The organism is Cupriavidus sp. a3, assembly GCF_051015765.1.
GTDB classification, from domain to species: Bacteria; Pseudomonadota; Gammaproteobacteria; order Burkholderiales; family Burkholderiaceae; genus Cupriavidus; species Cupriavidus oxalaticus_A.
In genome coordinates this window covers 997107-1017929 of the sequence record NZ_CP170643.1, presented here as the reverse complement: position 1 = coordinate 1017929, position 20823 = coordinate 997107, and the positions used below count along the sequence as shown (strand labels likewise).

The 20823-nt window shown below is 67.8% G+C and carries 18 protein-coding genes; 14 read left to right on the top strand and 4 right to left on the bottom strand.

Translation table 11 applies throughout. The features are described 5' to 3' along the window. Positions 1-126 precede the first annotated feature (126 nt). The 3 genes from ACAD63_RS04815 (at position 127) to ACAD63_RS04805 (ending at position 2958) form a co-directional block, all read left to right on the top strand. Entirely contained in the window at positions 127-1347 is a 1221-nt protein-coding gene (locus ACAD63_RS04815) for a CaiB/BaiF CoA transferase family protein (RefSeq protein ID WP_135705658.1), read from the top strand. A 131-nt stretch (positions 1348-1478) separates the two neighbouring features. After that, positions 1479-1934 carry a DUF2214 family protein gene (locus ACAD63_RS04810; RefSeq protein ID WP_133097402.1) on the top strand — a complete coding sequence of 152 codons (456 nt, stop codon included), beginning with the start codon at positions 1479-1481 and terminating at the stop codon, positions 1932-1934. A gap of 28 nt (positions 1935-1962) precedes the next feature. Continuing rightward, positions 1963-2958 (top strand): tripartite tricarboxylate transporter substrate binding protein, encoded by a 996-nt coding sequence (locus ACAD63_RS04805; RefSeq protein ID WP_135705660.1) that lies wholly within the window; start codon positions 1963-1965, stop codon positions 2956-2958. Between the two features lie 114 nt (positions 2959-3072). Here ACAD63_RS04805 and ACAD63_RS04800 read toward each other — a convergent pair whose 3' ends face one another. Continuing rightward, entirely contained in the window at positions 3073-4854 is a 1782-nt protein-coding gene (locus tag ACAD63_RS04800; RefSeq protein ID WP_135705661.1) for a potassium/proton antiporter, read from the bottom strand. 363 nt (positions 4855-5217) lie between these two features. Between ACAD63_RS04800 and ACAD63_RS04795 the strand changes: the two genes are divergently transcribed. The 3 genes from ACAD63_RS04795 to ACAD63_RS04785 all read left to right on the top strand — a co-directional run bounded on the left by ACAD63_RS04795 (position 5218) and on the right by ACAD63_RS04785 (position 7846). Further along, positions 5218-5679 carry a tripartite tricarboxylate transporter TctB family protein gene (locus ACAD63_RS04795; protein WP_029045514.1) on the top strand — a complete coding sequence of 154 codons (462 nt, stop codon included), beginning with the start codon at positions 5218-5220 and terminating at the stop codon, positions 5677-5679. A gap of 13 nt (positions 5680-5692) precedes the next feature. Further along, positions 5693-7195 carry a tripartite tricarboxylate transporter permease gene (locus ACAD63_RS04790; protein ID WP_116320835.1) on the top strand — a complete coding sequence of 501 codons (1503 nt, stop codon included), beginning with the start codon at positions 5693-5695 and terminating at the stop codon, positions 7193-7195. Positions 7196-7372: 177 nt separating this feature from the next. Further along, complete coding sequence (locus tag ACAD63_RS04785) at positions 7373-7846, top strand: aminoacyl-tRNA deacylase (protein WP_135705662.1); 474 nt, start codon at positions 7373-7375, stop codon at positions 7844-7846. Between the two features lie 144 nt (positions 7847-7990). Here the strand turns inward: ACAD63_RS04785 and katG are convergent, their stop codons facing one another. Next, positions 7991-10255 (bottom strand): catalase/peroxidase HPI, encoded by a 2265-nt coding sequence (katG, locus tag ACAD63_RS04780; protein ID WP_434033506.1) that lies wholly within the window; start codon positions 10253-10255, stop codon positions 7991-7993. A 355-nt stretch (positions 10256-10610) separates the two neighbouring features. Further along, positions 10611-11495 (bottom strand): LysR substrate-binding domain-containing protein, encoded by an 885-nt coding sequence (locus tag ACAD63_RS04775; protein ID WP_135705664.1) that lies wholly within the window; start codon positions 11493-11495, stop codon positions 10611-10613. Positions 11496-11662: 167 nt separating this feature from the next. On the opposite strand from ACAD63_RS04775, the gene ACAD63_RS04770 reads away from it, so the two are divergent. The 4 genes from ACAD63_RS04770 (at position 11663) to ACAD63_RS04755 (ending at position 16073) form a co-directional block, all read left to right on the top strand. Next, on the top strand, positions 11663-12640 hold the full coding sequence (locus ACAD63_RS04770) for a Bug family tripartite tricarboxylate transporter substrate binding protein (protein WP_434033505.1): 978 nt from the start codon (positions 11663-11665) through the stop codon (positions 12638-12640). Positions 12641-12711: 71 nt separating this feature from the next. After that, the gene (ggt, locus tag ACAD63_RS04765; protein WP_133097394.1) at positions 12712-14337 is read left to right on the top strand and encodes a gamma-glutamyltransferase; all 1626 of its coding nucleotides are present in this window, start codon (positions 12712-12714) and stop codon (positions 14335-14337) included. A gap of 191 nt (positions 14338-14528) precedes the next feature. Further along, a complete protein-coding gene (locus ACAD63_RS04760; RefSeq protein WP_135705666.1) occupies positions 14529-15389 on the top strand; it encodes a PhzF family phenazine biosynthesis protein in 861 nt (286 codons plus the stop codon). A gap of 66 nt (positions 15390-15455) precedes the next feature. After that, positions 15456-16073 carry a pyridoxamine 5'-phosphate oxidase family protein gene (locus ACAD63_RS04755; RefSeq protein WP_434033504.1) on the top strand — a complete coding sequence of 206 codons (618 nt, stop codon included), beginning with the start codon at positions 15456-15458 and terminating at the stop codon, positions 16071-16073. Here ACAD63_RS04755 and ACAD63_RS04750 read toward each other — a convergent pair. Continuing rightward, positions 16070-17506 carry a CoA transferase gene (locus ACAD63_RS04750; RefSeq protein WP_135705668.1) on the bottom strand — a complete coding sequence of 479 codons (1437 nt, stop codon included), beginning with the start codon at positions 17504-17506 and terminating at the stop codon, positions 16070-16072. The two genes, ACAD63_RS04755 and ACAD63_RS04750, sit on opposite strands and share 4 nt — an antisense overlap. A gap of 259 nt (positions 17507-17765) precedes the next feature. Between ACAD63_RS04750 and ACAD63_RS04745 the strand changes: the two genes are divergently transcribed. The 4 genes from ACAD63_RS04745 to ACAD63_RS04730 all read left to right on the top strand — a co-directional run bounded on the left by ACAD63_RS04745 (position 17766) and on the right by ACAD63_RS04730 (position 20815). Continuing rightward, a complete protein-coding gene (locus tag ACAD63_RS04745) occupies positions 17766-19523 on the top strand; it encodes a glutamine--tRNA ligase/YqeY domain fusion protein (protein ID WP_135705670.1) in 1758 nt (585 codons plus the stop codon). Beyond that, complete coding sequence (locus ACAD63_RS04740) at positions 19523-19759, top strand: RNA-binding S4 domain-containing protein (RefSeq protein ID WP_029045503.1); 237 nt, start codon at positions 19523-19525, stop codon at positions 19757-19759. Before ACAD63_RS04745 ends, ACAD63_RS04740 begins: the two co-directional genes overlap by 1 nt. Before the next feature lie 70 nt (positions 19760-19829). Further along, complete coding sequence (locus ACAD63_RS04735) at positions 19830-20213, top strand: MAPEG family protein (protein WP_133097389.1); 384 nt, start codon at positions 19830-19832, stop codon at positions 20211-20213. Between the two features lie 2 nt (positions 20214-20215). Continuing rightward, positions 20216-20815 (top strand): YceI family protein, encoded by a 600-nt coding sequence (locus ACAD63_RS04730; protein ID WP_135705671.1) that lies wholly within the window; start codon positions 20216-20218, stop codon positions 20813-20815. Positions 20816-20823 lie beyond the last annotated feature (8 nt).

Genomic DNA, 20823 nt, shown 5'->3' with positions numbered 1-20823 from the left:
TATGGCTTGCCTCGCCGGGCCCGGGTGATACAGTGCAGGCACCCCGCGCCGGCCATTGCGCGCCGCGGCGCCGGCAGCCGGTTTTCCGATCCTTCCCCGCATCACCTCAGAATTTCTTCTACCGCCATGGGAGCCTTAAGCCATCTCCGCGTCCTCGACCTGACCCGCGTCCTCGCCGGTCCCTGGTGCGCCCAGAACCTTGCCGACTTCGGCGCCGATGTGATCAAGATCGAGCGCCCCGGCGCCGGCGACGACACCCGCACCTGGGGCCCGCCCTGGCTCAAGGACGAAGACGGCCGCGACACCGCCGAGGCCGCCTACTACCTGGCCGCCAACCGCAACAAGCGCTCGGTCACCTGCGACATCAGCACGCCCGAGGGCCAGCAGATCGTGCGCGACCTCGCCGCGCAGAGCGACGTGGTGCTGGAGAACTACAAGGTCGGCCAGTTGAAGAAATATGGCCTGGACTACGACTCCCTGAAGCAGGTCAAGCCCGACCTGATCTACTGCTCTGTCACCGGCTTCGGCCAGACCGGCCCGTACGCCGCGCGCCCCGGCTATGACTTCATCATCCAGGGCATGGGCGGCTTCATGAGCCTGACCGGCGAGCGCGACGACCTGCCCGGCGGCGGCCCGCAGAAGGCCGGCGTGGCGATTTCCGACCTGATGACGGGCCAGTACGCCACCATCGCGGTGCTGGCGGCACTCGCCCACCGCGACCGCACCGGCGAGGGCCAGTACATCGACATGGCGCTGCTCGACGTGCAGGTGGCCATGCTCGCCAACATGAACACCAACTACCTGGCCAGCGGCGAGGCGCCGCGCCGCTGGGGCAATGCGCACCCCAACATCGTCCCCTACCAGACCTTCCAGGCCGCCGACGGCTGGATCATCGTCGCGGTGGGCAACGACGGGCAGTTCCGCAAGTTCGTCACCGACGGCGGCCGGCCAGAGCTGGCCGACGACCCGCGCTTTGCCAAAAACCCGCAGCGCGTGGCCAACCGCGACGTGCTGGTGCCGATCCTGGCCGAGATGGTGCGCCCGCGCACCCGCGCGCAGTGGATCCGCGACCTGGAAGCCGCGGGCGTGCCGTGCGGCCCGATCAACACGCTCGACGACGTGTTCGAGGACGACCAGGTCAAGGCGCGCGGCCTGCGCGTGGACCTGCCCCACCCCAGCGCGGGCGAGGTCAAGCTGGTCGGCAGCCCGATCAAGATGAGCGTGACGCCACCGCAGGCGCTGCGCCACCCGCCGCTGCTGGGCGAGCACACCGACACGGTGCTGGGCGAGACCCTGGGCTACAGCGCCGGGCAGATCGCCGCACTTCGCGCAAAAGGTGTGCTGTAAGATTCTCCTCCTGACCGCGGCAGGCCAGGCCTGCCCTGCCGCAGGTGCTTTCCGGAAGTTCAGTTCCCACTGAAGTACTTTCCACGGGCCCGCGCCCCCCGCGCGGGCCTGCGCAAAGCAAAGGAGAACCCATGCTGACCGACGCCATCCTGGCCTTCCTGCATTTCCTTGCGATCTTTGTCCTGATCACGCTGATGGCCGCCGAGGCCGTGGCACTGCGCCCGGACCTGACCCCGGCCACCGTGCGGCGCCTGTCGCTGTATGACCTGTTCTATTTCCTGTCGGCGATGCTGGCGCTGGGGACCGGCCTGCTGCGCCTGTTCTACGGCGCCAAGGGCGTCGACTTCTACCTGCACAATCCGTGGTTCCACGCCAAGATGGGCGTGTTCGTGCTGATCGCGCTGTGCTCGCTGCCGCCGACCTTTGCCATCGCGCGCTGGCGCAAGCAGGCGCGCAGGCTGCCCGATTACGTGCCGCCGCCGTCCGAGATCAAGGCGGCGCGGCGCTGGGTCATGATCGAATCGCACCTGGTGATCCTGCTGCCGCTGTGCGCCGTGATGATGGCGCGCGGCATCGGGGCCCGCTAAGAATCCCAATCCCTCTGTCATCCGCAACATGCTGAAGAAACTGTTTGCCGCCGCGCTGACCGCGGCGCTGATGCCCGCCGCCGCCGCCGCGGCCACCACCGCCTACCCCGCCAAGCCCGTCCGCTTCGTGGTGCCCTATCCCGCCGGCGGCCCGCTCGACACCGTGGCGCGCGCCATCGGCGACAAGCTGCGCGACAGCCTGGGCCAGCCCGTGGTGGTGGAGAACAAGCCGGGCGCCGGCGGCAACCTGGGCGCGGACTACGTCGCCAAGCAGCCGGCCGACGGCTACACCATCGTCATGGGCGCGGTGGCCACGCATGCCATCAACCCGACGCTGTTCAGCAAGATGCCGTACGACCCGGTCAAGGACTTCGCGCCGATCACGCTGGTCGCCGACGTGCCCAACGTGCTGGTGATGCACCCCGGCAAGGCCGCCGACCTGCACATCAACAACGTGCGCGACCTGGTCGCCTACGCGCGCAAGAACCCGGGCAAGCTGGACTACGCCTCGGGTGGCAACGGCAGCGCCGGGCACCTGTCGGGCGAGCTGTTCAAGAGCATGGCGAAGATCAGCATGGTCCATATCCCCTACAACGGCGCGTCGCCCGCGCAGCTGTCGGTGCTGTCGGGCCAGACCGACCTGATCTTCGACAACCTGGCTTCGGCATCGGCCAATATCAAGGCGGGCAAGCTCAAGGCCTTCGCCGTGACCACCGCCAGCCGCGCGGCGGCGTTCCCCGAACTGCCGACCATTGCCGAGGCCGGCAAGGGGCTGGGGCTGGAAGGCTTCGATATCTCGACGTGGTTCGGCGTGTTCGCTCCGGCCAATACGCCGCGAGAAATCGTGGACAAGCTGAACCACGAGATCGTAGCGATCCTGAAGACGGACGACATGAAGGCGCGCCTGGCCCGGATCGGCGCACAGCCGGCGCCGACCACGCCCGAGCAGTTTGGGGCGTTGGTGCAGAAGGAACTGAAGAAGTATGCGCAGATCGTCAAGGTGTCGGGGGCGAAGGTGGACTGAAGTCCAAACCATCGCAGGACCAACGGCTTTGGGTGCTCCCAAGCCGCGCGAGCTAGCCCAAGCAAGGTGTTCTCCCTCTCCCGCAGGCGGGAGGGGGGAGCAAACCAACGCAAATCAAGCGCGCTCGCGGCCCGCTTCCTCCCTGCGCCGCCTCACCCACAGCTTCCCGCCGGAATCCCCCTCCAGCCGCGGCAGCAGCAATCCCACCTGCAGGATCTTCGCCCCCTCCATCCGCGTCACCGTCAGTGGCACCCCCGCGATCTCGACGCTGTCGCCCTCCACCGGCGGCGAGGTGAACACCCGCAGCATCGCCGCTTCCAGCGATAACGCTTCTTCCTCCGGCGTCAGCGCGCGCGTGCCGTAAATGGCCGCCACGTCGCCCAACGGCGCATCGCCGGACAGCAGGAAATCGTGCGAGACCTCCTCCCAGGTGGGCGCGCGCCCAGGGCTCTGGAACAACAGCGAGAGCCTCGGCAGCGTTGTCGCCGGTGCCAGCACGCTAACCGCATCGCCAGCGCGCAGTACGGTCTGATTCGGTTCGGCCAGCGCGTCGTCGCGCGCCACCGTCAGCAGGCGGCTGCGCGGCGGCAGTTCGAGCTGGTCGGCGCGCACGTTTTCCACCGGCGCGTTGGGCCCCACGCAGAACTGCATCACCTCCAGGATCGGCGCGCGCGTGCCGCGCAGCCGCGAACGCGCCACCGGCTCCGGATAGCCGGGCCGGCGCACGCGCGCCAGCCGCGCCGCGACCGATACGGTGGTGCCCTGGAACAGCAGGCTGGCCAGCACCACGGCAAAGGCGATGCGGAACAGCAAGCCGGCCTCGGGCGCCTGGCGCAGCAGCGGGAACAGCGCCAGCACGATCGGCACCGCGCCGCGCAGGCCCATCCACGCGATAAAGCCCTTCTCGCGCGCATTGAAGCGGAACGGCAGCAGCGCCACCCACACCGCCACCGGGCGCGCCACCAGCATCAGGAACGCGGCGACCGCCACCGCGGGCCCGGCCACTTCCAGGATCCGATGCGGCGCCACCAGCAGGCCCAGCAGCAGGAACATTGCCGACTGCGCCAGCCAGGCCATGCCGTCCATCGCGCGCATGACGTCGGCGGTGACCGCGCGCTCGCGGTTGCCGATCAGCATGCCGGTCAGGTACACCGCCAGGAAGCCGCTGCCGCCGGCGGTCTGCACCAGCGCGAACACCATGGCCCCGCCTGCGCACAGCAGGATCGCCTGCAGGCCTTCGGCCACGTGGATGCGCTCCAGCACACGGGCCAGGCAGTATCCCAGCGCCAGCCCAAGCACACCGCCCACGCCGAACTGCACCAGCAGGCTCATCACCAACCCCAGCGGCGTCAGCCCGCCGGGTGCGGTGACCCATTCGATCAGCGTCAGGGTCAGGAAAATCGCCATCGGGTCGTTGATACCCGACTCGATCTCCAGCACGCTCGCGACCCGGTCCTTGAGGCGGATGCCGCTGCTGTGAAGCATCGAGAAAACCGCCGCCGCATCGGTCGAGCCGACGATGGCGCCGAGCAGCAGCCCGAGCCGCCAGTCGATACCGAGCAGCCACGCCGCGAACACGCCCACCAGCCCGGCCGTCACCAGCACGCCCACGGTCGCCAGCGACAGCGACGGCTTGAGCGCAACCCGGAAGGTGGCGAAGCGCGTGCGCAGGCCGCCGTCGAGCAGGATCACCGCCAGCGCCAGGTTGCCGACCAGGAAGCTGAGCCAGGTGTCGTTGAAGCGGATGCCGCCGGGTCCGTCCACGCCGGCCAGCATGCCGACTGCCAGGAACACCAGCAGGAACGGCACGCCGAAGCGTGCCGAGAACGCCCCCAGCACGATGCCCAGCGACATCACGATGCCACCGATCAGGATGACGTGGTCGATGCTCTCCAAGCTGCTCCTTGCGTCACGTATGGGTCCTTGCCGGAACCTTTCAAACCTTACAGGGCTTTCAGGCCGGCGCCCCCGGAGACTGCAGTACAGATGCCCGGGATGATAGCGCAGCGCCTCTCGCCGCCCCACCCGCCAGCCCGCGTCCAGACTGGCTTTGCGGACCGGCCAGGCGCCTTTTAAGCGCCATCTCACTAGGGGATACCCGAACCATGACCCTGTTTGCAGACATCTGAAAGGTAGCTGAAAGGTCGCCCCCTTAACTTCCACCCTGCCCGCAGGAGGGCCCTTCGTTGCAGACCGCATTGATGCAGGGCAACAAAGGGTCAACCGCAGATTTCAAGCGTCTTTTCGAGGAGATTCACTTTGCGCATACGTAGCCAAAAGGACTTCGCCTCCGGCCTGATGTTCATCCTGGTCGGATTCGGCTTTTCCTGGGTCGCACGCGGCTATTCCATGGGAACCGCCGCAAAAATGGGACCCGGATACTTCCCGTTCTGGCTCGGCATCGTGCTTGCCCTGCTGGGCGTGCTGGTGCTGTGGGGCTCGCTGTCTTCCAAGGCTGAGGAAGACCAGCTGGCCCGCTGGGATATCAAGACGCTGCTGTGGATTCTGGGCTCGGTGGTGCTGTTCGGCCTGCTGCTCAAGCCGCTGGGCATGGTGCTGTCGGTGCTGGTGCTGGTGCTGGTGTCGTCGATGGCCAGCCACGAATTCAGCTGGAAGGGTGCCATCCTGAACGCCATCATCCTGGTGCTGATCAGCCTGGGCGCGTTCGTGTACGGCATCAACCTGCAGATGCCGGTGTGGCCGGCTTTCCTGGCAAGCTAAGGAGGCCGCCAACATGGAACTACTCACTAACCTGGGCCTGGGCTTCTCCACCGCCCTGACCTTCCAGAACCTGGCGTACGCCTTCCTGGGCTGCGTGCTGGGCACCCTGATCGGCGTGCTGCCGGGCCTGGGGCCGCTGGCCACCATCGCCATGCTGCTGCCGGTGACCTACACGCTGCCGCCGGTGGCCGCGCTGATCATGCTGGCCGGCATCTACTACGGCGCCCAGTACGGCGGCTCGACCACCGCCATCCTGGTGAACCTGCCGGGTGAATCGTCCTCGGTGGTGACAACCATCGACGGCTACCAGATGGCAAGACGAGGGCGAGCGGGGGTGGCGCTTGCCACCGCCGGCCTGGGCTCGTTCTTCGCCGGCTGCGTGGCCACCATGATCCTGGCCGCGTTCGCCGCGCCGCTGTCGGAACTGGCCTTCAAGTTCGGCCCCGCCGAGTACTTCTCGCTGATGGTGCTGGGCCTGATCGGCGCCGTGGTGCTGGCCTCGGGCTCGCTGGTCAAGGCGATCGCCATGATCGTTCTGGGCCTGCTGCTGGGCCTGGTGGGTACCGACGTGAACTCGGGCGCAGCGCGCTTCTCGTTCGACGTGCCGGAACTGACCGACGGCCTGAACTTCGTCTCGGTGGCAATGGGTATCTTCGGCTTTGCTGAAATCATCGCCAACCTGGAGCAGAAGGAGCAGCGCGAGACCTTCACCGACCACATCACCAACCTGTTCCCGACCAAGGAAGACTTCAAGCGCATGATTCCGGCCGTGCTGCGCGGCACGGCGCTGGGCTCAGCGCTGGGCATCCTGCCGGGCGGCGGTGCCTCGCTGGCTTCGTTCGCGGCGTACTCGCTGGAGAAGAAGACCTCCAAGTACCCGCAGGAATTCGGCAAGGGCGCGATCGAAGGCGTGGCCGGTCCGGAATCGGCCAACAACGCGGCTTCGCAGACCTCCTTCATCCCGCTGCTGACGCTGGGCATTCCGCCCAACGCGGTGATGGCGCTGATGGTGGGTGCGATGACCATCCACAACATCCAGCCCGGCCCGCAGGTGATGACCAGCAACCCGGCGCTGTTCTGGGGCCTGATCGCCTCGATGTGGATCGGCAACCTGATGCTGATCGTGCTGAACCTGCCGCTGATCGGCATCTGGGTGAAGCTGCTGAAGGTGCCTTACCGCTACCTGTACCCGGCCATCCTGACGTTCTGCTGCATTGGCGTGTACTCGGTCCAGAACACCACGTTCGATGTGTTCCAGACCGCGGCTTTCGGCGTGATCGGCTATCTGTTCATCAAGCTGCGCTGCGAACCCGCTCCGCTGCTGCTCGGCTTCGTGCTGGGGCCGATGATGGAAGAAAACTTCCGCCGCTCGCTGCTGCTGTCGCGTGGTGACTTTAGCGTGTTCGTGACGCGTCCGCTGTCGATGGGCCTGCTGATCGCAGCCGCGGTACTGGTGGTGATCGTGGCGCTGCCTTCGATCAAGGCCAAGCGCGAAGAAGCGTTCCAGGAAGAATAAGCAGGACTTGCCGCCGGCCTGCGGGCCGGCTCGCAATGCAACACTGGGGGCACCGCGAGGTGCCCTTTTTTTGTTGCCGGGAATTGACACGGTGACACGCCTCCGCCGGGCCCGCAGCGACCTATAGTATTAGCACCCGGACAACTGTCGCGATGAGCGCGTCGGAGGTTTGAGATCATGACCATGGCTAATACGCTGGCGAAATGCCTGAGCACCAAGCACAGCCAGTTCGACACCGTTCGGCACCCCTACAGCCTGAGCAGCATGGCCACTGCACACGCTGCACACATTCCCGGAGACCGCCTGGCCAAGACCGTCCTGCTGGAAGACGACAGCGGCTATGTCGCCGCGGTGATTCCTTCCACGCACCATTTGAAACTTGCCGAGATCCGCGAGCAGACCGGACGCAACCTGTCGCTGGCGCACGAGGATGGCGTGCGCGAAGTGTTCAGGGACTGCGACCATGGCGCGATCCCGCCGGTCGGCATGGCGTATGGCACGCAGACCTGGCTGGACGACAGCCTGCTGACGCACGCCGACGTCTATTTCGAAGCGGGCGACCACCAGGAACTGGTGCACATGAGCACCGACCAGTTCATGGAACTGATGGCCGATGCAAAGCGCGGGCACTTCGCGCACAGGATGATGTAGGGCAAAGCCATACGTCAGCAATCTGGCGGCCGGCGCATGCCGGCCGTTTTTTTGCGCGCTGCTCTTGATGACGACGCGCATGCCCGGCCCCTGCCACGGCATGACACCGTGACGGGGGCCGAGCTGCCGCTCAAACGGCAGGCGTCAATCCAGCAGGTCGAAGCGGTCGAGGTTCATCACCTTGGCCCAGGCCGCGACGAAATCCCTGACGAATTTTTCCTGCGCATCCTCGCTGGCATAGACTTCGCTGAGCGCGCGCAACTGCGAGTTCGAGCCGAACACCAGGTCGACACGCGTGCCGGTCCACTTCTTGTCGCCGGTCTTGCGGTCGCGCCCTTCGAACAACTCGCGCTCGTCCGACAGCGGCTTCCATTCCAGACGCATGTCGAGCAGGTTGCGGAAGAAGTCGTTGGTCAGCGTTTCCGGGCGGTCAGTCAGGACGCCATGCGCATCGGATCCGGTATGCACGTTCAGCACGCGCAGGCCGCCGATCAGCACCGTCATCTCGGGCACGGTCAGCGTCAGCAGCTGCGCCTTGTCGACCAGCAGGTGCTCCGGCGGGATGCTGTATTTCGCCTTGACGAAGTTGCGGAACCCGTCCGCCTTCGGCTCGAGCGCGGCCATTACGTCCACGTCGGTCTGTTCCTGCGACGCATCGGTGCGGCCCGGCGAGAACGGCACGGTGACCTTGTGCCCCGCCTTCTGCGCCGCCTGCTCGATGGCCGCGCCGCCGGCCAGCACGATCAGGTCGGCCAGCGAGATCTTCTTGCCGCCGGATTGCGCGCCATTGAATTCGGCCTGGATCCCTTCGAGGACCTTGAGCACCTTGCCCAGTTGTCCGGGCTCATTCACGGCCCAGTCCTTCTGCGGCGCCAGCCGGATGCGCGCACCATTGGCGCCGCCCCGCTTGTCCGAACCGCGGAAGCTCGATGCCGACGCCCACGCGGTCTGCACCAGTTGCGACAGCGGCAGGCCCGAAGCCAGCACCTTCTGCTTGAGCGCGGCGACATCCTGGTCGTTGACCAGCGGATGGTCAACCTTCGGCACCGGGTCCTGCCAGAGCAGATCTTCCTGCGGGACTTCCGGGCCCAGGTAACGCGCGCGCGGACCCATGTCGCGATGGGTCAGCTTGAACCACGCGCGGGCGAAGGCGTCGGCAAGCTGGTCGGGATGCTCCAGGAAGCGCCGCGAGATCTTCTCGTACTCGGGGTCGAAGCGCAGCGACAGGTCGGTGGTCAGCATCGTCGGCCGCAGCTTCTTGGACGGATCGTACGCATGCGGGATGGTCTCGCCGCCATTCTTGGCCACCCACTGGTTGGCGCCGGCAGGGCTCTTGGTCAGTTCCCAGTCATGGCCGAACAGGTTTTCCAGGTAGCTGTTGCCCCATTGCGTCGGCGTCTTGCTCCAGGTCACCTCCAGCCCGCTGGTGATGGTATCGGCGCCCCTGCCGGTGCGGAAGCTGCTCGACCAGCCCAGGCCCTGGAGCTCGAGATCCGCGCCTTCCGGTTCAGCGCCGACGTTGTCCGCCGGTCCGGCACCGTGCGTCTTGCCGAAGGCATGCCCGCCGGCGATCAGCGCAACGGTTTCCTCGTCGTTCATGGCCATGCGCGCGAAAGTCTCGCGGATATCGTGCGCCGCGGCAAGCGGGTCCGGGGTGCCTTCCGGCCCTTCCGGGTTCACGTAGATCAGGCCCATCTGCACGGCTGCCAGCGGGTTTTCCAGGTGGCGGCCGTGGTCGGTGCGGCTGGCCTCGACGCCATGCATGTCCTCGTCGGCAACCAGCACGCCGGCGTCGTCGTACTTGCCCGCGGCACCCTTGCCGTAGCGGAGGTCGCCGCCGAGCCAGGTCTTTTCGTCGCCCCAGTACACGTCGCCGTCAGGCTCCCAGGTATCTTCGCGGCCACCGCCGAAACCGAAGGTCTTGAAGCCCATGGTCTCCAGCGCGACGTTGCCGGTCAGCACCAGCAGGTCGGCCCACGAGATGTTCTGGCCGTACTTCTGCTTGATCGGCCATAGCAGCCGGCGCGCCTTGTCCAGGCTGACGTTGTCCGGCCAGCTGTTGAGCGGCGCGAAACGCTGCTGGCCGCGCCCTGCGCCGCCGCGGCCGTCGCCGATGCGATAGGTGCCGGCGGCGTGCCAGGCCATGCGGATGAACAGCGGGCCATAGTGGCCGAAGTCCGCCGGCCACCAGTCCTGCGAGTCGGTCATCAGCGCCGCCAGGTCCTTTTTCACCGCGGCCAGGTCCAGGTCCTTGAACGCTTTACGGTAGTTGAAGTCCGGGCCCAGCGGGTTGGACTTGCCGGAATGCTGGCTGAGCAGGTCCAGCCGCAATTGCTTTGGCCACCACTCGCGATTGGTCGTACCGCCGCCGGCGGTATGCGTGAAGGGACACTTTGCTTCGTTAGACATACGTTCTCTCCTTAGGGGGACGTACTGCATACGCCTGCCGCGATGGCGTCAGCGGTCGCTCGATTGCTGTTATTGCCCGAATAGCTGTCTGACTTCGAAGATTCCCGCTCCGGCACGACTCGCCGGACGTTCTTGCAACGCAAGCCGGCTGGTTGCCGCCGGTGCGCGGACGCGCGCGGGCGCGCACCGGCGTGACGATCGGGGCGCGCGCAGGGCGAAGCCGCGCTGTCTGACTTCCGCAGCGGCTGTCCGCAACCAAAATATATGCACAGCTCGGCCCGAGGAGAATGCGATTCTGTCTATCTGGCCGATAGACCGCGCTTATGGCGCCATGGCGACCGGCTTCTGGTGCCACTCAGGCGCCAAACAGTTCGCTGCATGCCGCCCGCACCGCCGCCGTTACCTGCCCGCGCCCGTGGTCGCGCCGCTCGAGCATGCCGATGTGGCGCATGACCGGCTCGCCGTTGACCAGCAGAGGCAGGATGCGCAGCGCCTCGTCGTCGTGCCAGCGCGCGCGCCGCAGCAGCGGCACTACGGTCACGCCCACCTCCTGGCGCACCAGCTCGACCAGCGCCTCGATGGCGTTCAGCTCGAGGAACTCGTTGACCTTCAGGTGCGCGCGGCGCAGCGCGCGCTCGACCAGCACGCCGGTGCGCTGGCTGCGGTCGAAGCGCAGGTAAGGATTCCCGGCAAGCGCCTCGCGCGCATCGCGGCCGGGGCTGCCGCGTGCGGCGATCGCCACCAGCGGCTCCTGGTACAGCGGCGTCCAGCGCAGCGTGCCGGGGATCCGCGTGGCGCCTTCCACCAGGATCGCCGCGTCGAGCTCGCCGGCCTCGACCTGTGCCGCCAGCTCGATCGACTTGGCGCCGACCAGGCGCACGTCGAGCGCCGGGTAGGTGCGCTTCATGCGGGCCACCGCGTGCGACAGGCCGCCCATCACCGACACCACCGCGCCCACGGCCACGGCACCGGCCATGGCCTGGTCCGATGCCAGCGGCAGCCGCATCTCTTCGTACAGGGCGAGCAGGCGCCGCGCCTGCGGCAACAGCGCGCGGCCATCGGCATTGAGCACCGCGACGCGGCCGTTGCGGTCGAACAATTCACGCCGCAGTTCGCTTTCGAGCGCGCGCATCTGCAGGCTGACAGCGGCCTGGGTCAGGGCCACCTGGCCGGCGGCTGCGGCAAAGGAGCCCTGGTCGGCTACGGAAACGAAGGTACGAAGGAATCGGATAGTGCTCATCGGTGCCCGTGCGCAATGCTGCAAAGCTGCGTCGATACTTAAATTTTCCTTGTGACATTGGAAAGAAATATTAGCTTTCTTTGTGACCGGCGGCACGGAATAATTAAGCGGGCTCATCAATCCTTGCCCGCTGTATGCCCGCCCCAAGCCTGACTCCGGAGACAAGCATGAAATCCTGGCTGCGCCTCGCCGGCATCGCCGCTGCCTGTGGCATGTGCCTGGCCACCACGCCCGCACTGGCCGACAACTATCCCGGCAAGCCGATCCGCCTGATCGTGCCCTTCCCGGCAAGCGGCGCGACCGACCTGCTGGCGCGCGCCATCGCCCAGAAGGTGGGCACCGACATCGGCCAGCAGATCGTGGTGGACAACCGCCCGGGCGCCGGCGGCGCGATCGGTTCCGACATGGCGGCCAAGGCCGCGCCGGACGGCTACACGCTGCTGATCGCGACCACCAGCACGCACTCGATCGGCCCGTACATCAACACCCGCCTGCCGTACAACACCGAGACCGACTTCACCCCGATCGGCCAGGTGGCGGTCGCCACCAACGTGCTGGTGGTGCCGAACAGCCTGCCGGTGAAGAACGTGCGCGAGCTGGTCGACTACGCCAAGAAGCATCCCGGCGAACTCAACTACGCCTCCAGCGGCAATGGCACCGTGGTGCACCTGACCGCCGAGGCGTTCAAGGCGCAGGCCGGCGTGTTCATCACCCATATCCCCTACCGCGGCACCGCGCTGGCCGTGCCCGACCTGATCTCGGGCAAGGTGCAGGTGCTGTTCGACAGCATCGTCTCGGGGCTGCCGCATGTGAAGGACGGCAAGCTCAAGGCGCTGGCGGTGACCAGCGCCAGGCGCTCGCCGCTGGCACCGGAGATCCCCACGGCCAGCGAGTCGGGCCTGCCCGGCTTTGAGTCGGATACGTGGTTCGGCATCTACGGGCCCAAGGGGATGCCGGCGGACATCGTCAATCGCCTGAATGCCGAGTTCAACAAGGCCATCCAGTCGCCCGAGGTCAGGGAACGCCTGGGCAAGCTGGGCGCCGAGCCGGTCGGCGGCACGCCGGCGCAGTTTGCCGCCATGGTGAAGAAGGACAGCGCCCGCTGGGGCAAGCTGATCAGGGATCGCAAGATCACGGCAGAATAACGGCACCGCGAGTGCCAACGCTGCCGGCGCCCACCACGGCCCGGCCGCTTCCTGAAACGACAGACAAAGCCATGCAGAACTTCAACTGGACCAACCCCTACCCCTCCGTGCGCATCCCGCTGTTTGCGCGCAACGTGGTGTCCACCTCGCACCCGCTGGCTGCGCAGGCCGGCCTGCGCATGCTGCTCAAGGGCGGCAATGCCGTCGATGCGGCCATCGCCGCGGCGGCCGCGATCACCATCGTCGAGCCGGTATCGTGCGGCCTGGGCAGCGATGCCTTCGCCATCCTGTGGGACGGCAAGGAGCTGCATGGCCTGAACTCCTCCGGCGTGGCCCCGGCCGCCTGGAACCCGGAGTACTTCAGGAACAAGTACGGCACCGACGCCAACGGCCTGGCCAACCGCCCGATCCGCGGCTGGGACTCGGTCACCGTGCCCGGCGTGATCGCCGGCTGGGCGGCGATGCACGAGCGCTTCGGCAAGCTGCCGTTCGCCGACCTGATGGAGCCGGCGATCGAGATCGCCGAGCGTGGCTACGCCGTGCCGCCCGTGGTGGCGCACAAGTGGGCCGCCGCTGTGCCCGAGCTGAAGGACCAGCCGGGCTACGCCGAGACCTTCATGCCCAATGGCCGCGCGCCGCTGGTCGGCGAGAAGTTCACCATGAAGGCTGCCGCCGAGACGCTGCGCAAGATTGGCGAGACCCGCGGCCGCGCCTACTACGAAGGCGAGATCGCCGAGAAGATCGCCGCCTTCAGCAAGCAGTGCGGCGGCGCGATGACGCTTGACGACCTGCGCAACTATCGCCCCGACTGGGTCAAGCCGATCAGCAAGGCCTACCGCGGCTACGAACTGCACGAGATCCCGCCCAACGGCCAGGGCATTGCCGCGCTGGTGGCGCTGGGCATCCTCAGCCAGTTCGACATGGCCTCGATCCCGGTCGACTCCGTCGATTCGCAGCACCTGCAGATCGAAGCGATGAAGCTGGCCTTCGCCGACCTGTACCGCTACGTGGCCGACCCGCGCAGCATGGAAGTCACGCCGGAACAGATGCTGGATGACGCGTACCTGAAATCGCGCGCCAGGCTGATCGACATGCAGCGCGCCACGCATTTCAACTTCGGCATGCCCAAGGTGGGCGGCACCATCTACCTGACCGCCGCCGACGAGAGCGGCATGATGGTCTCGTTCATCCAGTCGAACTACATGGGCTTCGGCTCTGGCGTGGTGGTGCCGGGCACCGGCATCAGCCTGCAGAACCGCGGCGTGGGCTTCTCGATGGATCCCAGGTCCGCCAACGCCGTGGCCGGCGGCAAGCGCCCGTTCCACACCATCATCCCGGCCTTCCTGACGAAAAACGGCCATCCGGTGATGAGCTTCGGCGTGATGGGCGGCGACATGCAGCCGCAGGGCCACCTGCAGACGGTGGTGCGCATGCTGGACTACAACCAGCAGCCGCAGGCCGCATGCTGCGCGCCCCGCTGGAAGGTCAACCGCGATTTCACGCTGGACGTGGAAGGCACCATGGACCCGGCCACGGTCGCAGGGCTGAAGGCGCGCGGGCACCAGTTGAAGTCGGTGGAAGACCCGTACATGGACTTTGGCTCGGGCCAGTTTATCTGGCGCCTGTCGGACGATCCGGAGCAAGGGTACGTGGCCGCCAGCGACAGCCGGCGCGACGGGCAGGCGGTGGGGTTCTGAGCCACCAACGAAGCCAACGGTTTTGGGTGCACCCAAGCCGCCCGAGCTAGCCTAAGCAAGGTGTTCTCCCTCTCCCGCACGCGGGAGAGGGGAGCAAACCCCGCAACTGGCCCGCCCACAACCCCGCCAACTGTGCATGGCGCACCGACTCCGCCTCCGTACACTGCTCGGATGCTTCCGGAGCCCGCACCATGCCCACCTACGCCTTCCGCCTGCTCAACGTCTTCGCCGAATCTACCTTCGGCGGCAATCCCCTGTGCGTGTTCGAAGACGCGCGCGGCCTGGACGAGGCCACCATGCAGGCGCTCGCGCTGCAGTTCAACCTGTCGGAAACCACCTTTATTCTGCCGTCGGACAATGCCAGCGCGCGTGTGCGCATCTTCACGCCCGGCCATGAGATGCGTTTCGCCGGTCACCCCACGCTGGGCACCGCGCACGTGGTGCGCGAACTGGCCGGCACCGGCGACACGCTGACGCTCGAGTTCCTCGCCGGCGTGGTCCCGGTGACGGCGCAGGGCGATGTGTGGACTTTCACCGCACCGCACAGCGGCATGCCGAAGACCGCCCCGGCCGGCCTGCCCGATGCCGGGATGGCAAGCCTGCTCGGCCTGCAGGAGAGCGACCTGCTGGTGTCGCCGATGTGGGTCGACACCGGCGCCGACCAGTTGCTGGTGGCCGTGAACAGCACCGATGCCGTGGGACGCGCCAATCCCGACAGCGCGCGGCTCGACATCTGGCCGCAGAGCAGCCTGGGCCGCAAGACCGCGTACGTGTTCGCCTTCGATCCCGAACAGCCTGGCCGCGTGCTGTCGCGCTATTTCTTCGCCAAGCAGGGCGGCGGCGTGGCCGAGGATCCGGGCACGGGCTCGGCCTGCGCCAACCTCGGTGGCTGGCTGCTCGCCACCAGCCGCGCGCTGCCGGCGGAATACATCATCGACCAGGGCGAGGCCGTCGGCCGCCCGTGCCGGCTGCGCTTGTCGGTCGGCCCGGACGGCGCGATCCGCGTGGGCGGCCGCGTGCTGGAGATTGGCCGCGGCACCGTGACACTCTGACCGCCCTGCGCAGCGCCGCCGGCTGCGCTACATTGTCGCTTGCCCCGCCAACCGCCCCGCCCCGCCATGACCTCGCACGCCATCACCTCCCTGGCCGAACTGGAAGCGCTCTACGCCCAGCCCGCGGCACCTTCGCTGTCCAAGGAAGTCGACTACCTGCACCCGCATTACCGCGCCTTTATCGAGGCCGCACCGTTCTGCCTGCTGTCGACCGTCGCCGACGACTGGGCCGAATGCTCGCCGCGCGGCGACATGCCCGGTTTCGTGCAGGTGCTGGACGAGCGCACGCTGCTGCTGCCCGACCGGCGCGGCAACAACCGCATCGACAGCCTGCGCAATATCGTGGCCGATCCGCGCGTCGGCCTGCTGTTCGTAATCCCCGGCGTCAACGAGACCATCCGTGTCAACGGCACCGCGCAGATCAGCGTCGACCCGGCGTTGATCGCGCGCTGCGTGGTCGACGGCAAGGCGCCGACCACGGTGCTCGTGATCACGGTGCAGTCGGTGTTCTTCCAGTGCGCCCGCGCGCTGATCCGCTCGCGCCTGTGGTCCGCGGACGCGCAGGTCGCACGGCAGACGCTGCCGAGCAACGGCAAGATCCTGGCCACGCTGAGCGAGAACGCCATCGACGGCGCCGCCTATGACCGCGAGCTGCCCGAACGGCAGCGTAATACTCTGTACTAGCGCGGCAGCCACTCCGGCGCGTGCGTGCCGAGCGGCTCGGACGGCAGCGTCCAGCGCGCCGGCGTCCCGGACAGCAGCGCCGCGTGGCGCACCACGGTCAGCATGCCGAAGCCGGACGGCACCGCTTCGAGCAGGTCGGCGACATCGTCGATCTTCTGCTCGGGCGCCTTCAGCCCTTGCGGCACCCGCCCCAGCCCGCGCAGCCACTGCCCCACCTGGGCCAGCGACACGCGCACGTGCCAGCTGCCGCCTTCCAGCGCGCGCCGGTGCAGCGCGGCCATCGCGCCGAATGCCAGCAGGTAGCCCGCGGCATGATCCAGCACCTGCGCCGGCAATGGCCGCGGCGTGTCGCTGCCGGCCGCTTCGGCCTCGGCGTGGTTGAAGCCGGTGGCGGTCTGCACCAGCGAATCGAAGCCGCGCTTGTGCGCCCACGGCCCCACGTGGCCATACGCGCTCAGCGACACGTAGACGATGCCCGGCCGCGCCCGCGCCGCGGCTTCCGCGCCCACGCCCAGCTCGGCCAGGCCGCCGGGCCGGTAGCCCTGCACCATCACGTCGGCACCGTGGAGCAGCTTGTGCAGCGTGCGCTTGTCATCAGGGTCGCGCAGGTCGAGCTGGCAGCTGCGCTTGCCGCGGCCGGTGTCGATCACCAGTGGCGCGATCGACGGCAGGTGCGCGGAGGTTACCAGCAGCACGTCCGCGCCATGCGCGGCCAGCGTGCGCCCGGCGACCGGGCCGGCGATGATGCGGGTGAAGTCGAGCACGCGCACCCCCGACAGCGGCCGCGCATCGGCAGACGTTGGCGCCGGCCATGGCTGTGGCGGCGCATCGCCGATGCGCTCGAGCGTCACCGGCGGCAGGCCGCGCAGCGCCGCGGCCTGCGGATGGCGGTCCCATTCGTCGAAGCTGCGCAGCGCAGCGACCACCAGGCCGGCGTCGGACGCGGCGGTTTCGAACGTTTCGGCTTCCCACTTTTCCAGCGCCGCCTGCACCGCCGCCTTGTCATAGGCGCAGCCCAGCAGGCGCAGCACGCCATCGCGGTGATGCGGGAAATTGGTGTGCAGCCGGACCCAGCGGCCGTCGCCGCAGCGGTAGGTGCCGGCAATCTTGTCCCACAGCTCCGGCGCGGGACCGCCGTCGACGCGCAGGTAGCGCTCGCTGCGGAACTCGGTGATCGCGTGGCGCATGTCGACGCTGACGTCCTGCCAGCGGCCGCTGCGGCCCTGCCACAGCGTGGCGGCGGCCAGCGCCGACGCGGCCAGGCTGGCCTGCGCCGCGGTCCCCACGGCAAAGCTTGAAGGCAGCACCGGCTCGGCGCCGTCCAGGCGCAGATGGGCCAGCGCCTCCGCGGGCAGGCCGGCATCGCGCCACAGCGCGGCAACGACATCGTGGGGCATGGGCGGCACTTGTGCCGCATCGGTGTGGGCGTTCATGGGCGTTCCTGCTGCGGTGAAGGACTGGCGGCCGTGGCCGGCCGGCACGGGTCTCCATGCTACTCCGACGCGTCACTTTCGGTGCGGCCAACCGGCGCCGGCAACCGACAAACCATAAATGAGCCGATGCTCACCGCGTGCGGCGCCGCCGGCACGGTAAAATCCCGGTATTGGCATTCCGCCACGCAATCTGACGACCCGACCGGCCACCGTATCGATCCAACCCGTCGATCCATCCGGCCGGCCAACCGGCGCCACCATGAGCCACGACAACAAGCCTACCGACAGCACCCCAGCCGCCTCCAACTTCCTGCGGAGCATCATCGACCAGGACCTCGCCGCCGGCACCTATGCCGGCCGCCAGGACAAGCAAGGCGAGCCGCTGCCGACCGTCATCACCCGCTTTCCGCCGGAGCCCAACGGCTATCTGCATATCGGCCATGCCAAGAGCATCTGCCTGAACTTCGGGCTGGCGCGCGACTATGGCGGCCGCTGCCACCTGCGCTTCGACGACACCAACCCGGTCAAGGAAGACACCGAATACGTCGATTCGATCATCGACGCCGTGCACTGGCTCGGCTTCTCCTGGGACAGCGAAGGCAAGGACGGCCAGAAGCAGCCGCACCTGTACTACGCCAGCGACTACTTCGACCAGCTCTACGCCTTTGCCGAGACGCTGATCGAGCGCGGCGCCGCCTACGTGGACAGCCAGTCGGCCGAACAGATCGCCGCCAGCCGCGGCAACTTCTCCGAGCCGGGCAAGCCCTCGCCCTACCGCGACCGCACCGTCGAGGAAAACCTGCAGCTGTTCCGCGACATGCGCGCCGACAAGTACGGCGACGGCGAGCACGTGCTGCGCGCCAAGATCGACATGACCGCGCCCAACATCGTGATGCGCGACCCGGTGCTCTACCGCATCCGCCACGCGCATCACCACCGCACGGGCGACAAGTGGTGCATCTATCCGATGTACGACTTCACCCACTGCATCTCGGACGCGCTGGAGAATATCTCGCACTCGCTGTGCACGCTGGAGTTCGAGAACAACCGCCCGCTGTATGACTGGGTGCTGGAGCACCTGCGTGACGCCGGCGTGTTCCGCGACCCGCTGCCGCACCAGTATGAGTTCGCGCGCCTGAACCTGACCTACGCCATCACCAGCAAGCGCAGGCTCAAGCAGCTGGTCGACGAGAACCGTGTCGACGGCTGGGACGACCCGCGCATGCCCACGCTGGTCGGCGTGCGCCGCCGCGGCTATACGCCGGAATCGATCCAGCTGTTCTGCGACCGCGTCGGCGTGGCCAAGGCCGACAGCTGGATCGACATGAGCACGCTCGAAGGCGCGGTGCGCGACGACCTGGACGGCCGGGCCGCGCGCGGCGTGGCCGTGCTGGACCCGCTCAAGCTGGTCATCGACAACTACCCCGAAGGCCAGAGCGAGGAATGCTCGGCCCCGGTCCATCCGAAGAAGCCGGAACTGGGCAAGCGCGTGTTCCCGCTGTCGCGCGAACTGTGGATCGAGCGCGAGGACTTCAACGAGACCCCGCCCAAGGGCTATTTCCGCCTGTTCCCGGGCAACAAGGTGCGCCTGAAATACGGTTACGTGGTCGAGTGCACCGGCGTGGACAAGGACGCCGACGGCAACGTCGTCGCCGTGCATGCCAACTACCTGCCCGATACCAAGAGCGGCACGCCGGGCGCCGACAGCGTCAAGGTCAAGGGCGTGATCCACTGGGTCAGCGCCGCGCACGGCTACGAGGCCGAGGTGCGCCTGTATGACCGCCTGTTCAACGACCCCAACCCGGACGCCGGCGGCAAGAACTTCCTGGACGCGCTCAATCCCGATTCCAAGAAGGTGGTCACAGCCTACCTGGAGCCGGGCCTGCGCGAGGCGCAGCCGGAAGACCGGTTCCAGTTCGAGCGCCACGGCTACTTCGTTGCCGACCGCAATGATTCTCAGCCGGGCAAGCCGGTCTTCAACCGCATCGTCGGGTTGAAGGACAGCTGGGGCAAGTGATGGGCAAGGCAACTCCGGTGCAGACCATCACCTTCCCGCTCGAGGGCGAGTTCATCGCCCTTAACGACCTGCTCAAGCTGGCTGGCGTGTGCGACAGCGGCGGCGCCGGCAAGGCGCTGGTCGCCGCCGGCGAAGTCTCGGTGGACGGCGCGCCCGAATCGCGCAAGACTGCGAAGATTCGCGCCGGGCAGGTGGTGGGCCTGGCGGGCATCGAGATCCGCGTGGTCGCCGCCTGACTGCGCTACCGGCCGCAGCGGCCGCCCCGGCTGCTGCGGCGGCGGCACTGCAACGGAAAGGACCGAAACCATGCCGATCGCGTTCTGGTGCGTCTTGCTGGCCGGCGTGCTGCCGCTCGCCACGGTAGCCATCGCCAAGGCCAGCGCGCCCGGCTTCGACAACCATGACCCGCGCGGCTGGCTCGACAAGCAGACCGGGCGCGCGCGGCGCGCCGACCTGGCGCACCGCAACCATTTTGAGGCCTTCCCCTTCTTTGCCGCGGCGGTGCTCACCGCCAGCTTCCTGCAAGCGCCGCAGGCGCGCATCGACGAACTGTCGATGGTCTTCATCCTCACCCGCATCCTCTACACCGTGTGCTACCTGACCGACCGGGCCACGCTGCGCACGCTGTGCTGGACCATCGGGTACCTGTCGGTGGTGGGGATTTTCCTGCTGCCGGTGTTCGTGCACTAGCCATGTCGGCAGCCGTACGCCTGCTGGCAGCCGTTGCGATCGCCATGCTGGGCAGCGCCGGCGCCGGCGCTGCACCGGTGGAATACACGCTCGACCCGGTCCACACCACCGTCTATTTCGGCGCCAGCCATTTCGAGCGCAGCTCGGTGCGCGGGCGCTTCGGCAAGATTGACGGCCGCATCGTCTATGATGCCGACAGCGGTGCAGGCGCGGTCGACGTGACCGTCGACCTGGCCTCGGTCGACACCGGCAACCGCACGCTCGACGGCGTGCTGCGCTCGGCACAGTTCTTCGATATCGCGCAGTTTCCCGTGGCGCGGCTGCGTGCCGATCGCTTTATCAGCGACGGCGGCCGGCTTGTGGCGGTAGAGGGCGAGTTGAGCCTGCACGGCGTCACCCACCCGGTGCGGCTGCAGGCCGAGCGCTTCCGCTGCGGCGAGGTCACGATGTTCGGCGTGGCGCGGCAGGTGTGCGGCGGCGACTTCCGCGCCGAAGTGCCGCGCAGTGCCTTCGGCATGACCCGCTTCCTGCCCGATGCGGGCGACATCGTGACGCTTCAGGTGGCGATAGAGGCATCGCCGGCGGCCAGCCCCGCGCGCTAGCCCAACGC

What these genes read in the sequence shown, in the direction of transcription:
- katG (WP_434033506.1), bottom strand. Translation starts at nt 10,255, where the DNA reads ATGTCTAACGAAGCAAAGTGTCCCTTCACGCATACCGCCGGCGGCGGT.
- ACAD63_RS04745 (WP_135705670.1), top strand. Translation starts at nt 17,766, where the DNA reads ATGAGCCACGACAACAAGCCTACCGACAGCACCCCAGCCGCCTCCAAC.
- ACAD63_RS04740 (WP_029045503.1), top strand. Translation starts at nt 19,523, where the DNA reads ATGGGCAAGGCAACTCCGGTGCAGACCATCACCTTCCCGCTCGAGGGC.
- ACAD63_RS04735 (WP_133097389.1), top strand. Translation starts at nt 19,830, where the DNA reads ATGCCGATCGCGTTCTGGTGCGTCTTGCTGGCCGGCGTGCTGCCGCTC.
- ACAD63_RS04750 (WP_135705668.1), bottom strand. Translation starts at nt 17,506, where the DNA reads ATGAACGCCCACACCGATGCGGCACAAGTGCCGCCCATGCCCCACGAT.
- ACAD63_RS04785 (WP_135705662.1), top strand. Translation starts at nt 7,373, where the DNA reads ATGACCATGGCTAATACGCTGGCGAAATGCCTGAGCACCAAGCACAGC.
- ACAD63_RS04810 (WP_133097402.1), top strand. Translation starts at nt 1,479, where the DNA reads ATGCTGACCGACGCCATCCTGGCCTTCCTGCATTTCCTTGCGATCTTT.
- ACAD63_RS04755 (WP_434033504.1), top strand. Translation starts at nt 15,456, where the DNA reads ATGACCTCGCACGCCATCACCTCCCTGGCCGAACTGGAAGCGCTCTAC.
- ggt (WP_133097394.1), top strand. Translation starts at nt 12,712, where the DNA reads ATGCAGAACTTCAACTGGACCAACCCCTACCCCTCCGTGCGCATCCCG.
- ACAD63_RS04805 (WP_135705660.1), top strand. Translation starts at nt 1,963, where the DNA reads ATGCTGAAGAAACTGTTTGCCGCCGCGCTGACCGCGGCGCTGATGCCC.
- ACAD63_RS04730 (WP_135705671.1), top strand. Translation starts at nt 20,216, where the DNA reads ATGTCGGCAGCCGTACGCCTGCTGGCAGCCGTTGCGATCGCCATGCTG.
- ACAD63_RS04760 (WP_135705666.1), top strand. Translation starts at nt 14,529, where the DNA reads ATGCCCACCTACGCCTTCCGCCTGCTCAACGTCTTCGCCGAATCTACC.
- ACAD63_RS04790 (WP_116320835.1), top strand. Translation starts at nt 5,693, where the DNA reads ATGGAACTACTCACTAACCTGGGCCTGGGCTTCTCCACCGCCCTGACC.
- ACAD63_RS04775 (WP_135705664.1), bottom strand. Translation starts at nt 11,495, where the DNA reads ATGAGCACTATCCGATTCCTTCGTACCTTCGTTTCCGTAGCCGACCAG.
- ACAD63_RS04815 (WP_135705658.1), top strand. Translation starts at nt 127, where the DNA reads ATGGGAGCCTTAAGCCATCTCCGCGTCCTCGACCTGACCCGCGTCCTC.
- ACAD63_RS04770 (WP_434033505.1), top strand. Translation starts at nt 11,663, where the DNA reads ATGAAATCCTGGCTGCGCCTCGCCGGCATCGCCGCTGCCTGTGGCATG.